This window comes from Bacillus altitudinis (genome assembly GCF_001191605.1).
Taxonomy (GTDB): domain Bacteria; phylum Bacillota; class Bacilli; order Bacillales; family Bacillaceae; genus Bacillus; species Bacillus altitudinis.
The window spans coordinates 3346709-3360669 of sequence record NZ_CP009108.1; the positions used below are offsets into that span (position 1 = coordinate 3346709).

General features: G+C 41.9%; 13 protein-coding genes. 2 read left to right on the plus strand and 11 right to left on the minus strand.

Annotated elements, in window-relative coordinates; genetic code table 11:
- Nucleotides 1-84: 84 nt before the first annotated feature.
- From dtd to ID12_RS16960, 8 genes are all read right to left on the minus strand, one after another.
- Nucleotides 85-528, minus strand: a complete 444-nt coding sequence (dtd, locus tag ID12_RS16925) for a D-aminoacyl-tRNA deacylase (RefSeq protein ID WP_047946498.1) — start codon at nucleotides 526-528, stop codon at nucleotides 85-87.
- Between the two features lie 18 nt (nucleotides 529-546).
- Nucleotides 547-2757, minus strand: a complete 2211-nt coding sequence (locus ID12_RS16930; protein ID WP_007501480.1) for a RelA/SpoT family protein — start codon at nucleotides 2755-2757, stop codon at nucleotides 547-549.
- A gap of 142 nt (nucleotides 2758-2899) precedes the next feature.
- Nucleotides 2900-3412: an adenine phosphoribosyltransferase gene (locus ID12_RS16935; RefSeq protein WP_008342729.1), complete on the minus strand. Its 513-nt coding sequence runs from the start codon at nucleotides 3410-3412 to the stop codon at nucleotides 2900-2902.
- Between the two features lie 23 nt (nucleotides 3413-3435).
- Nucleotides 3436-5769 carry a single-stranded-DNA-specific exonuclease RecJ gene (gene recJ / locus ID12_RS16940; RefSeq protein ID WP_050827506.1) on the minus strand — a complete coding sequence of 778 codons (2334 nt, stop codon included), beginning with the start codon at nucleotides 5767-5769 and terminating at the stop codon, nucleotides 3436-3438.
- An 81-nt stretch (nucleotides 5770-5850) separates the two neighbouring features.
- Nucleotides 5851-6207 carry a LapA family protein gene (locus ID12_RS16945; protein WP_017367707.1) on the minus strand — a complete coding sequence of 119 codons (357 nt, stop codon included), beginning with the start codon at nucleotides 6205-6207 and terminating at the stop codon, nucleotides 5851-5853.
- 99 nt (nucleotides 6208-6306) lie between these two features.
- A complete protein-coding gene (locus ID12_RS16950) occupies nucleotides 6307-6795 on the minus strand; it encodes a cation:proton antiporter regulatory subunit (RefSeq protein WP_008342734.1) in 489 nt (162 codons plus the stop codon).
- A gap of 200 nt (nucleotides 6796-6995) precedes the next feature.
- Complete coding sequence (gene secDF, locus ID12_RS16955; protein ID WP_017358118.1) at nucleotides 6996-9224, minus strand: protein translocase subunit SecDF; 2229 nt, start codon at nucleotides 9222-9224, stop codon at nucleotides 6996-6998.
- A 41-nt stretch (nucleotides 9225-9265) separates the two neighbouring features.
- Complete coding sequence (locus ID12_RS16960) at nucleotides 9266-9562, minus strand: post-transcriptional regulator (protein ID WP_003216788.1); 297 nt, start codon at nucleotides 9560-9562, stop codon at nucleotides 9266-9268.
- A 116-nt stretch (nucleotides 9563-9678) separates the two neighbouring features.
- Between ID12_RS16960 and spoVB the strand changes: the two genes are divergently transcribed.
- Complete coding sequence (gene spoVB / locus ID12_RS16965) at nucleotides 9679-11229, plus strand: stage V sporulation protein B (RefSeq protein ID WP_019743030.1); 1551 nt, start codon at nucleotides 9679-9681, stop codon at nucleotides 11227-11229.
- 1 nt (nucleotide 11230) lies between these two features.
- On the opposite strand, the gene ID12_RS16970 is transcribed toward spoVB, so the two are convergent.
- A complete protein-coding gene (locus tag ID12_RS16970; RefSeq protein WP_050827508.1) occupies nucleotides 11231-11893 on the minus strand; it encodes a DUF421 domain-containing protein in 663 nt (220 codons plus the stop codon).
- Between the two features lie 165 nt (nucleotides 11894-12058).
- Here ID12_RS16970 and ID12_RS16975 point away from each other — a divergent pair, with 165 nt between their 5' ends.
- Nucleotides 12059-12436, plus strand: coding sequence for a TIGR04086 family membrane protein (locus ID12_RS16975; protein ID WP_007501492.1), 378 nt, complete (start codon nucleotides 12059-12061; stop codon nucleotides 12434-12436).
- A 49-nt stretch (nucleotides 12437-12485) separates the two neighbouring features.
- On the opposite strand, the gene yajC is transcribed toward ID12_RS16975, so the two are convergent.
- A complete protein-coding gene (gene yajC, locus ID12_RS16980; RefSeq protein ID WP_003216659.1) occupies nucleotides 12486-12752 on the minus strand; it encodes a preprotein translocase subunit YajC in 267 nt (88 codons plus the stop codon).
- A gap of 47 nt (nucleotides 12753-12799) precedes the next feature.
- Nucleotides 12800-13945, minus strand: a complete 1146-nt coding sequence (gene tgt, locus ID12_RS16985; RefSeq protein ID WP_007501495.1) for a tRNA guanosine(34) transglycosylase Tgt — start codon at nucleotides 13943-13945, stop codon at nucleotides 12800-12802.
- Nucleotides 13946-13961 lie beyond the last annotated feature (16 nt).

Here is a 13961-nt window from a genome sequence, read left to right on the forward strand (position 1 = left end):
CTGCGCCTCTTTTTTGTTTGATCGCAAAAGAAAAAGACTCTAAACAAACTCTCAGCAAGAGTTTATCTACAGTCTAATGTCTTTCTATTCTTTGCTGTCCATCAACATGGTGACAGGCCCCGAATTGGTCAATGAGACGTCCATCATCGCCCCAAAACGTCCAGTTTCAACATGGATGCCCTTTTCTCTAAGCGTTTCATTGAAGCATTCGTAAAGTGAATTCGCCATATCCGGTTTGGCAGCTTTCATAAAGTTCGGCCGTCTGCCTTTTCTCGTATCACCATAAAGGGTAAATTGAGACACAGACAGTACACTTCCTTTTACATCTAACAAAGAATGATTCATTTTCCCGTTTTCATCTTCAAAAATACGCAAGTGTGCGAGCTTTTCAGCTAAGTAATGCACATCTTCTTCTGTGTCTTCATGTGTAACCCCAACGAGCACCATATAGCCTTCATTGATGGCACCTGTGATCTCTTCTCCTACTTTCACAGATGCACTCGTCACACGCTGAACAACAAGCCTCATAGACGATATACTTCCTTTCTAATTCATGAATCGGCGAACAGAGTAAATGTCTTTGATTTGTTTGATGCGTTCTACCACTTTGTGCAAATGATTAATATTTTGGATAAAAATAGCCATATGAATCGTCGCTACTTTGTTCCGATCCGACTTCCCAGAAACAGAGGAAATGTTTGTTTTCGTTTCATTCACCGCTTGAAGCACCTCATTAAGTAAGCCGCGTCGATCGTATCCTAATATCTCAATTTCCACATTGTATTCTTTACGGTTTCGAGCAGGCTGTTCGTGCTCCCACTCAACCGGAATTAACCGCTCCTGCGCTTCTCCTGTCTTCACGTTTGGGCAGTCCTCACGGTGAACAGATACGCCACGGCCTTTTGTAATAAAGCCAACAATGCTATCACCAGGAACAGGATTACAACACTTAGATAAACGGACAAGCAAGTTATCAATTCCTTTCACTCGTACGCCAGCTTCGCGTTTTTTCCCGTGATATGGTTTTGACTCTACAGACACTTCTTGAACGGTTTTCTCTTGTTCTTCCTGATCTCTTTGTTTTCTTTCTTTTTCCGTTAAACGATTCGCCACTTGGAGTGCCGTAATTCCGTTATAACCGACAGCTGCATACATGTCCTCTTCATTTGAGAAATTAAATTTATCGGCCACTTTTTGCAGATTTTCAGCTGTCAAAATGTCTTTGACATCGAACTCAAGGTTTTTGATTTCTTTCTCCACAAGTTCTCGGCCTTTTTCGACATTTTCTTCACGGCGCTGTTTCTTGAAAAACTGTCTGATCTTGTGCTTCGCTTGGGAGGTTTGGGCAAGTTTGACCCAATCCTGGCTTGGTCCATAGCTATGCTTAGATGTCAGAATTTCAATAATGTCACCTGTTTTTAGCTTATGATCAAGTGTGACCATTTTACCGTTGACCTTGGCTCCGATTGTTTTATTCCCAATTTCCGAATGGATCCGGTATGAGAAATCAATTGGAACAGAACCAGACGGCAGCTCTATGACGTCTCCTTTTGGTGTAAATACAAACACCATATCAGAGAAAAGATCAATTTTTAACGATTCCATAAATTCTTCCGCATCTGTGGATTCATTTTGGAATTCAAGAATTTCTCTAAACCAAGACAGCTTCTTCTGGAAAACGGCTTCTTCCGTCGATTCTGCTGACTCTTTGCCTTCTTTATACGCCCAGTGTGCGGCAATTCCGTATTCAGCAATTTCGTGCATTTCCACTGTACGAATCTGAACTTCAAGCGGGTCCCCTTTTGGACCAATCACCGTTGTATGAAGAGACTGATACATGTTCGGCTTTGGCATCGCAATATAATCCTTAAATCTGCCTGGCATCGGCTTCCAGCATGTATGAATAATACCAAGTACCGCATAGCAGTCTTTAATGCTGTCAACCAAAATACGTACAGCCAGCAAATCATATATTTCATTAAATTGCTTATTTTGCATGACCATTTTGCGATAAATACTATAAATATGTTTCGGTCTGCCGGAGAATTCAGCCTTAATGTTCACCTCAGACACGCGGTCTTTTACTTCATTAACAACCTCGTCCAAGTATTCCTCACGTTCTGCTCGTTTACGCTTCATGAGATTCACAATCCGGTAGTATTGCTGCGGATTTAAATAGCGGAGGGCTGTATCTTCAAGCTCCCACTTAATCTTTGAAATCCCTAATCTGTGCGCAAGCGGTGCAAAGATCTCAAGGGTTTCATTTGAAATTCTTCGCTGCTTTTCCTGCGGAAGGTGTTTGAGTGTTCTCATATTGTGAAGACGGTCTGCCAGCTTAATTAAGATGACGCGAATATCCTGCGCCATTGCAACAAACATTTTACGATGGTTTTCAGCCTGTTGTTCTTCTTGTGATTTATATTTAATCTTTCCGAGCTTTGTCACACCATCAACAAGCATGGCTACTTCTTCGTTAAAATGCTCTTTTAAATCTTCTAATGTCACATCCGTGTCTTCGACAACATCATGCAAGAAGCCGCCAGCAATGGTCGAAGGGTCCATTTCAAGATCAACAAGAATTCCCGCCACTTGAATAGGATGGATAATATAGGGCTCACCGGATTTCCGGTATTGCTCCTTGTGAGCATTTTCAGCATATTCGTATGCACGCTCTATAAATTGAATATGTTCAGCGGACAGGTATTCTCTTGCCTTATCAATGACCTGCTGCGCCGTTAAAACTTGTTCGTTCGCCATGGAATCACCTTTTTAAATGAAAACTGTATTGTAGTTTATTATCAAGAAAAATTCGATAGATGTAAAGAGAAGAAGTCCGCTAAAAGATTTTTGATAGGAAAAAAGCACCCTTCTTACTGAGTGCTTTTTGCGTAAAACTCCATTAGTATTGCATTAACGTCAAGATGTCGTAACCGTCAAGCTTCTTTCTGCCATCAAGATACGTCAGCTCAATTAAAAATGCAATCCCTGCCACAACGCCGCCTAATTCCTCAACCAGCTTGATGGATGCTTCAATCGTTCCACCTGTCGCAAGCAAATCATCTGTGATCAGTACACGCTGACCAGGACGAATTGCATCTTTATGAATCGTTAATACATCTTTACCGTATTCCAAACCGTAATCGACTTTGATGACTTCACGAGGAAGCTTTCCTTCTTTACGAACTGGGGCAAAACCTACACCAAGTGCGTATGCTACAGGGCAGCCAATAATGAATCCACGCGCTTCAGGTCCAACAATGAGATCAATGTCTCTTTCCTTCGCGTATTCAACGATTTGATCCGTTGCATAACGGTACACTTCGCCTTTATCCATTAACGTTGTAATATCTTTAAATTGTACACCTTCCTTTGGGTAGTCAGGTACAACTGTCACATATTGTTTTAAATCCATCTTTTCCTTTTCCTCCTCGTACGTCAAAGCACAGGTGAGACTTCGCTCATCATGCTATTCAGCCATTCCTTCAGCTCTTTGGCTGAGGAATATGTTAGTGTTTGATCGAGTTCCATCAATCGTTGTTTTGCTGTATAAGACGATGATGCGGTTAAATCTTTTTTAGGGGCATCACGCACTATTGACAGCACACCATTCTCTATTTTAACAAAACCGAGTTCAAAAAACACCTTTGTCATAAAAATGATTGTATCTTTTGTCCAACCTCTATGTTTGGCAAGCTCCATGCCTTGTTCTTTAATAGGAAAACTTCCCCGTTTGAACAAGAACCCATAGAACCATTTGAATTGATCACGGCTCGGGAATGAGGACATAAAGTGATCTTCTTTCCGCTGAAACACCGTATAAATTCTTGCTGGTTGTTGATTTTCTAAAAGCAGCTTGAGCAAGTGTTCATCTGCAGGAACATCGGCAAAGATCACATACTTTTCCTGCACATCAAACGTGGATACATTTTCTGCATCAATAAGATGAATCGGAATATCCACCAGCTCCGATTGCCTTTTTGTTTCTTCGTCAAAACAGAAGACCATCGTTTTTGCTGGATCAAGTGTTGATACTTTCTTTTCCCAACCTTTTTTCCCGCGTAAATCAAACAGCTGCCATTCATCGACTCTAGCGTCTTTTAGCATGAGCTGAGGTTTCTTTCGGTTATTCCATTCATTAATCGAGACCTCGCCAACGACAGAGATTTGACTCCCTGGGACAAGTTCTTCTTTTAGTTTGCCTTGATGAAAACCGACACAGTCGAGCAGCTTGTCTTCGTCTTTTAGTGACATTTTAATGTGATTTTGATTGGCCCCGATCGTTCGGATGTCTTCAAGCTGGGCGTCTTCAATCATAATGAACGGCTTAGGATTCTGCATGCCAAACGGGGACAGCAGTCCTACTTCTTCAATGGCTTGCACCGTCATTTCGTCCACTTTACATACTGCATCGACCCGTTGAATTGGAATAAAATCTTCTTCAGTCAACGTTTCATTTGCATATTGATTCAATCTTTCCCTAAGTAAAGGAACATCATCCGCTTGAAGTGTCATTCCTGCTGCCATCGGGTGTCCACCGAAATGCGGCAGGATGTCACGGCACTTACTCAAATGGAAAAATAAATCAAAGCCAGGAATACTTCGTGCTGACCCTTTCGCCATCTGCGTTTCTTCGTCTATTCCAAGCACAATCGCCGGACGAGAAAATGTATCCGTCAATTTTGAGGCAACAATGCCGACAACGCCTGGATTCCAGCCAGCTTTTGCTACGACGATAGCAGACTGGTCAGCGCCTGTCTCTTCAACCATTTGAATGGCTTCTTCCGTGATCGTACTCACAATTTTCTGCCGTTCTTTGTTCAATTCTTGTACAAAACGAGCGAGTTCTTCTGCTTCATCCATATCCTCAGTCATGAGAAGATGAACAGCCGGATCTGCCTGCTCAATTCGTCCAACAGCATTCAGCCTTGGGGCAATTTGAAAGCCGACCGTTTCCTCATTTGCTTCTTCAAGAGTGGCGCCTGCTTCTTTTAATAACGCTTTTAACCCAGGCCGTCTAGACTGTCGAAGCTGCAGAAGACCTTTTTTGGCAATCCATCTATTTTCATCATGCAGCGGGACAAGATCCGCAATTGTACCGATTGCAGCAAGATCTAATAATTCTACTGGGAGTTTACCGAGGAGTGCATGTGCCACTTTAAACGCAACACCGACACCCGCCAGCTCTTTAAACGGATACTCACACCCAGGCTGCTTAGGATGTACAATTGCAAGTGCCTCAGGCAGTTCCTCGCTTGGTTCATGGTGATCTGTGATGATCAGGTCTAATCCTATTTCTTTTGCAATACGTGCTTCATTTACAGCAGCGATCCCTGTATCCACGGTGATGACAAGCGATGCTCCTTGCTCTTTGATATATCGGAAAGCCTGTTCGTTTGGCCCATATCCTTCTTTAAATCGATCTGGAATATAAAAGTCCACCTTCGCAGACCGCTCTTTTAATGTATGTAAAAGTACAGACGTACTTGTCACACCATCTGCATCATAATCTCCGAAGATCACAATCGATTCCTGCTCTTCGATCGCTTTGTTGATGCGCTCTACTGCTTCTTTCATTCCTTTTAATAAGAATGGATCATGAAATTCGGCTTTTTGATCAAATAAAAAAGACCTCGCTTCTTCTACTTCTTCGAGCCCTCTTTGTACAAGAAGTGATGCAGTCAGCGCTGAAATATTCAGATTTTCAGAGAGTGATTTCACTTTTTCTTCGCTAGGATGTTCATATTCCCAACGCATTTTGGATAATAACATAAATTCACCCCTCAACCACACTATTATACTAGAGTGGACTGAGGGGTTTCAATTTTTATTTTATGAAATTGTACTGGAAGATTATTTTTCCTTCCGGTCAAAAGACGCTGGCTGTTCTTTTAAAGGTGTGACATTCGTTTTCTTTTGAACGTCTTTGTCCGCCTTTTTATGAGAAGAAGCAGGGCTTGCTTTAGCGGCTGCGTGTTCAGCTTTTAATGTTTTTAATTCACGTTTTAGTTTCACAATTTGGAAAATCCCCGCAAAAGCCACAATGAGTCCGCCCATAAGAACAGAACCGATAATGACAAGGATCAGCGGCCATTCAGCCGTTCCAAATAAGTAGTCTACCTGTACAGGCCGCACGTTAATAACAGCAAATACTGAGACAATTAATACGAAAATAAATGCGAGTATGATGGTCCATTGTTGTTTATTCATCTACAAATCCCCCAAGCTTTTTCTTTTATTCTTCCCTCTTTCTTGTCCTTTTTAAACACAGAAAGAACATGGCGGAAGGTTTTCTATCAGCATGGGCGCTTAGCTGCTGAGTTTTTCTTTAATGAGGCTCTTTAATTCTTTTCTTTCTCCAGAGATGACAAGGGTGTCTCCTTCTTCAATCACCGTATCTGGTCCTGGATTTAAAATTTTCTCATGTGATTTTCTCACAATGGCGATGACTGTTACTTGATAGTTTTGGCGAACACTCAGGTCTCCGATCGTCTGGTTAACAGCCGGTGCGTTCTTTTCAATCTTAAACCATTCAATGATGAGTTCATCAATGGCCACCTCCACTGTCTCAAGCGCTTTTGGTTTATAGACCATGCCGCCTAAAATAGCCGAGATTTGTCTTGCTTCTTCATCGCTAAGCAAGATACCAGAAATACATTCTTCGTGATCATCTTCTTGAAAATGATACATCTCTCTTCTGCCGTCATCATGTGTGATAATGGCAAGTTTCTCATTATTTCTTGTGATCATTTCGGCTTTGTGACCGATACCTGGCAGTTCAGTTTCCCGAACCTTCATAACAGCCCCTCCAATAAATAAAAGCCAAATGCCCCAAACGGACACTTGCTTTCTATACTGATCTAAACGTATGTCATTATAGCAAAAGACCATTTCAAGATCAATGAAACCCGAAATGTTTTTACATATCATCTTATTGCTGTGACGATGACAAGTATGATGCATGAAAAAAAGACTGCCAAGCTGGCAGTCTTTCTTGTTTAAATATCTTGTTCTGTGTCGATTTTAGCCGGCTTTTTCAGCTCACGACCTTTCCATATCAGCCAAATTTGTGCCGCAATGTAAAGGGATGAATACACCCCTGTTAATAGGCCGACAAGTAAGGCGATGGAGAAGTTTGTAATAGATGCTGAACCGAAAATGAGAAGTGCAATCACCACTACAAGTACGGTAAGCACAGTGTTCACAGAACGCGTAAAGGTTTGCTGTAAACTTAAATTCACAATGTACGATAAATCTTCGATCGTTTTCGGTTTGCGTTTCTTCATTTGCTCACGCACCCTGTCGAAGGTGACAATCGTGTCATTGATTGAGTACCCGATGACCGTGAGTATCGCTGCAATGAAGGTGACATCCACCTCTAAACGCGTAATACTAAAGAAGGCAACGATAAAGAATGCATCGTAAAGCAGAGAGACAATGGCTGCAATCGCCATTTTATACTCAAATCGGACGGATACATATAAGATAATCCCGATAGAAGCAATGATGACAGCGTATAATGCGTTACGCGCAAGCTCTTTTCCAACCGTCGGAGACACTGTACTTACGTTAGGCTCCGTTCCATATTTATCTTTGAAGTAATCTTTCACTTCAGCGATTTTTTCTTTATTCGGAACACCGACAAATCGAGCTGCTGCTTGATTTTCTTTTTGACCCGATAACACAACACTGTCTGTCTCAAGGTCTAGCTTTTTAAAATCTTGCTCCACCTGTTCTGTTGACAGTTTATGGTCACTTTGAATATCAACTCTAGTACCACTTGCAAAGTCAATACCTGCATTGAGCTTGAAGATCGACAGCACAATGATTCCAGCAATGGTAATGGCTGCTGAGAAAATCATAAAGCCTTTACGTTTGCTGACGAAATCCCATTTATCAAATGGTGTTTTCGGTTCAGTATTTTCAGTTGTTTCATGAATATCAATAATGTCTTTCTGACGAACCCCAAACCAACCTTTTCTGCGGTCGAGATAACGGCTTTCTACAAGTAATCCAAGAAGGAATCTTGATAGGAAGACAGCCGTGATAAAGCTTGTCAAAATCGATAGGATAAGCATAGTTGCAAATCCTTTGACAGAGCTTGTTCCAAAGAAGAACAGAACCCCTCCGGCAATGATACTTGTTAAGTTTGCATCAAAGATCGTGGCAAATGATCTGCGGTTACCCGATCTGAAAGCAGAACGGACAGATTTACCGAGCTTGAGCTCTTCTTTAATCCGCTCATACGTAATAATGTTGGCATCGACAGCCATCCCTACCCCAAGAATCAATGCAGCGATTCCAGGCAGTGTCATGACCGCACCCATCCAGTCAAAGACTTGCAGCGTGATATAGATATAAGCTGACAGTGTAATGACAGCAACAAGACCTGGTAATCGGTAATAAAACAGCATGAATAAGAAGATAAATGCGATTCCTACAATTCCTGCGAAGACTGTTTCGTTTAGTGCTTGCTCACCAAACTGTGCACTCACAGATGTTGAATATTTTTCGGTTAATTTTACTGGCAATGCGCCGGCATTTAAAATGCTCGCAAGGTCTTTTGCCTCTTGAACCGTAAAGTTACCTTCGATTTGTACGTCACTGCTGTTAATTTCTTGGTTTACATTCGGCGCAGATACATACTTATGATTTGATTTAGAGACTTCTTTTTTGAAGGAATCTCCCTTATGATAATCAAGCCAAATGACAAGCTGATTGTTTGGTGCCATCGCTGCTACTTTTTTTGTCACGTCACCAAACTTTTTCGCATCCTTTAGTTTGACCGTCACGATCGGCTCATTCGTTTGATTGAATGTTTGTTTTGCACCATTTTCAACAAGATCAGATCCGTTTAGGAGTTCTTTGTCATTCGTATCTCTGAAGGAAAGCTGTGCTTCAGTCGATAGAATCTCCCGTGCTCTGTTTTGATCTTTTACGCCCGCAAGCTGTACGCGGATACGGTTGTTTCCTTCAATCGAAATGTTCGGCTCACTGACGCCAAGCACGTTGGCTCTTCGGTTTAAAGCCTCTACTGTACTGACGAGAACACCATTTGTGATCTTGTCTTCTTTTTTCACTGGGTGTACATCATACAGAACTTCAAATCCACCCTGTAAGTCCAGCCCTAGCGTCATATCTTTCGCAACGGGCTTTGTTAATAAGCCCACACCAGTTCCGATTAACAGAACCACTAAGAAAAACGCAAGTATGCGCCCTTTTTTCATTATGTATTTCCTCCTTAAACACCTGAATCCATTTAGATGGCTTATTTCAACAGTTCGTCCAGCATATTCTTGCCATCTTCACTGTCCAAAAAAGCAGACGTTTTAAACGACTGAACGGTTGCATAGTTCATAAATTCGCCAATTTTCACAGATAAAATATCTGCAACCATTTCATGAATCGGATACTCTTGTTTTTTCTTCCACTTCTTATTCTCTAAGTATGACCATAATTCCTCTAAATCTACATCTTTATAGCCCAAAACGATGAATTCTTCAAGCTTACTGAACAGAAAAGGCTTTAAATGGTCTTTGTATATAGCAGCCGGATGTTGTGTCAATGTGAGGATCCCCCTTTTCAGTTTTTTATCGAGAGACTTGTCATGCTTGGACGATATACACGCATATCTTATTGTATATGATTCTATGTCGTTTGAGAAGGCAGGTGATCTGTGATTTGACGAAGCAAACGTTTTTAAAAGGGACGATTATTTTAATTTTAGCAGGTTTTATTACAAGAATATTGGGTTTTGTCAATCGAATTGTGATTGCAAGGTTCATTGGTGAAGAAGGCGTAGGGCTTTATATGATGGCAGCGCCTACCTTTTTTCTCGCCGTGACGCTGACACAATTCGGACTTCCTGTTGCGATTAGTAAGCTAGTCGCAGAAGCAGAAGCCCGTGGTGACAAACAGAAAACAAAACGCATTCTAGTGATGTCCCTTGCAATAACAGGAACACTCAGCCTGATTTTCACGCCGCTCTTTTTATGGTTTGCCCCTATTATGGCGGAAAATATGCTGACAGATCCTAGAACGGTCTATCCTCTGCTTGCCATTACACCAGTCGTACCCGTTATTGCGATCTCTAGTGTGTTAAGGGGCTATTTCCAAGGAAGACAGCAAATGAGCCCGCTTGCGATGTCACAAGTACTAGAACAGGTCGCAAGAATTTCACTCGTGGCAGTATGTACAACAGCATTCCTGCCTTATGGAATTGAATATGCAGCAGCAGGCGCCATGATTTCATCTGTCATCGGGGAAATGATTTCACTTGCTTACTTACTGATTGCCTTTCGTTATAAAAAGACCATCCGTATCCGAAAACGTTTTTTCAAGGCAATTCATGATGGGAAGGATACGTTTAAACAGCTCATGAGTATTGCCCTGCCAACGACAGGCAGCCGTTTCATCGGCAATATCTCGTGGTTTTTAGAACCGATTGTCGTCGCGCAAAGCCTTGCGATTGCCGGTTATGCAGCTGTGGAAGCAACAAGGCAGTACGGAGAATTGACAGGACTTGCGCTCACCCTTTTGACACTTCCTAGTTTTATCACGTATTCTCTCTCCACCGCACTAGTTCCAGCGATTAGTGAGGGGATGGAACAGAACAAACGCAAAACGGTCGAATACCGGCTCAAGCAGGCGATGCGCCTTTGTTTATTAAGCGGGGGCATTTCATGTATTATCCTTTTCGTGTATGCAGAAAATTTAACCCTCTTCATGTATGGTTCATCTCATGCCGCTGTCTATGTAAAATTCATGGCCCCCTTCTTTTTGCTCTATTACTTTCAAGGGCCGTTGCAGGCTGTCCTTCAAGCATTAAATTTAGCTGGGGCAGCGATGACCAACAGCTTGATAGGAGCTGTTGTGAAAACAGGCATGATCTTTGTTCTTGCTTCACAGCCAAGCTTTGGCATTATGGGCGCAGCGCTTGCGATACTCATCGGCATCGTCCTTGTCACATTACTCCATGCGGCAACTGTCGGTAAAGTGCTGCCTATTCATTTACCATTAAAAGAATATGGACTTTGCGTCCTTGTGATCATCGGTACTGGGGCAGTCAGTTTATGGATGAAACATCAAGCGAGCGGACTCTTTTCCGCCCCTTTGGAGCTTGTCATGATGATCTTTTTGACGTGCGTGCTGTATGTCATTCTATTAATCTGTCTTGGGCTAGTGAAACGAGAAGAGCTACGCCGCATCCCGTTTATTGGGAAGCTGCTTTAGCTCATTCTTTCTTGATCACTTCATCTTTCAAATCAATATAAAAATCCTTCTGATTAAAGCTACAGTAGGAGATCTGCTCGATGTCATCATAGCCTCTTTTGACAAGCTCCTTTATCAGCCACTGTTCATCATGGTTGATCTGCTTGAGATGATCATGCTGAACCACACCGTCTGCAATAAGAGGGAGCTCAAGCGCTGCATGTTTGCGCTTGTTTTCTTTTTCAACAACGGCGAGCTTCCCTGAAGGCTCTAAGATGGCATATGAGACATCCTGGATACTATCGATGTTATTTTCTCTTAATTGAATCAGCAAATCATCAAAATTGTATCGCTGTTTTCTCATCGCACCCTCATCTATTTTTCCGTTGATGATGAGCAGGGCTGGCTTACCGTCGAGAAAACGCCGGACACCTTGAAATTTTAATGACAAATAGGCAAGGGTGATTTGAATGAAGGTTAACAGCAGGATCGGCCATACTGTATGTAACATGTGATCCTCTACTTCTTCTATGGCGAGCACCGCAATTTCAGCGATCATCATAAAAATAACAAGATCTAAAATACTCAGTTCCCCAATCTCCCTTTTGCCCATTAAACGAAAGATAAACCAAATGAGAAAATATAAAATGATCGTTCTCATGGAGATAATTAAGATGTCCTGCATATGATGTAAACCCTCCTTCTCCACCATAGCTTGTGTCAAAACACTTTATTTATGTAGAAAAGAAAGCCTCGGTTTTTATCACGAGAAACATGTCTATTTTTTCTTCTCCGTGAATACATTTTAGTAAAAGACAAGCTTCGGTCAATTGGAGAGGAGACGAATCACATGCAGGAAACGAAACAAATAGGAAAAGGCATTTTATCTGGCTTAATTGCTATTTTTGTCGTGATGATTGTGACAAGCTTACTTGTATCACTGATGCTTACCTTCACAAGTATGCAGGAATCATCGTTTAAATGGATGATCATGATCTTGTCCTTTGCGGCACTTTTTCTAGGAGGAATGATTTCTGGAGGGAAAGCAAAGGAACGGGGCTGGCTCATTGGCGCCATGACCTCTTTTATCTTTTCACTCACTGTTTTTTTATTTCAATATTTAGGGTTTGGAGAAACCTTTTCACCAGAACAATTCATCTATCATGCAGCCTTTTTGGGAATTTGTATGCTAGGGGGAATGATTGGCGTTAATCTTCGGGGCAAATAAAAAAAGAGCGAATGATATCGCTCTTTTTTTATCGCTATGTATTGGAGGATTAGCCTTTGTCAGCTAATTCTCTAATAGCACGTCGGTCGAAAGTTAAACGGTTGTTTTCGCTTGTTTTGATGACCACTTTTGATTCATCAATGTAGTCGATTTCACCGTGTAAACCACCGATTGTGACGATTTTATCGCCTTTTGATAAAGATTGCTGCATCTGACGCACAGCTTTTTGTTGCTTTTGCTGTGGACGGATTAACAAGAAGTAAAGCACAGCAAACATGACAACAATCATAATGATTGAACCCATACCACCATCCATTCTATCTCACCCCTTTCTAAAGCATTGTAAAGCCTTTCGTTTATGCGTTAAAAGTTTTTCGCATTCGGTTTGTTGAAGCCATAACGCTCAAAAAACTCTTCTCTAAAATCACCTAAACGATCCTCACGGATAGCTTCTCTCACTTGCTCCATTAATTTTAACAGAAAATGAAGATTATGATAAGTTGTTAATCGAATTCCGAACGTCTCATTTGTACGGATTAAATGTCTAATATAAGCGCGTGTGTAGTTTTTGCATGTGTAGCAGTCACAGTTTTCATCGATTGGTCTGAAATCTCGCTCATATTTAGCATTTTTCACAACAAGGCGTCCTTCACTTGTCATCAACGTACCGTTTCTTGCAATTCGCGTAGGCAGTACACAGTCAAACATATCGACACCTCGAATCGCACCGTCAATTAATGAATCCGGCGAGCCGACACCCATTAAGTACCTTGGCTTGTCTGCCGGTAAATATGGCGTTGTAAACTCCAGCACACGGTTCATCACATCTTTTGGTTCACCAACAGATAAACCTCCAATGGCGTAGCCTGGGAAATCAAGTGAAACAAGATCTTTTGCACTTTGTTTACGAAGCTCTTCGTATTCTCCGCCCTGCACAATGCCAAACAGCCCTTGATCCTCTGGACGCTGGTGCGCTGTTAAGCAGCGCTCTGCCCATCTGCTTGTCCGCTCTACAGAACGTTTCATATAATCGTACTCTGCTGGATACGGAGGGCATTCGTCAAATGCCATCATAATATCTGAGCCGAGCGCATTTTGAATCTCCATCGCTTTTTCAGGAGAAAGGAACAACTTATCTCCATTTAAGTGATTACGGAAGTGAACGCCTTCTTCTTCAATTTTTCTAAATTCACTCAAAGAAAACACTTGGAAACCGCCTGAATCTGTTAGAATCGCTCGATCCCAGTTCATAAATTTGTGCAGGCCGCCTGCTTCTTTGACAATGTCATGCCCCGGGCGCAGCCATAAATGATACGTATTGCTTAAAATGATGCCTGCTTCCATTGCTTTTAACTCTTCAGGCGCCATTGTTTTGACTGTAGCCAGTGTACCAACTGGCATAAATACAGGTGTTTCAAAGGAGCCGTGCGGTGTATGAACGCGTCCAAGACGTGCACCTGTTTGTTTGCATGATTTAATGAACTCATAACGTATCGGTAATTGCGACAAAAATGAGCCCTCCTGT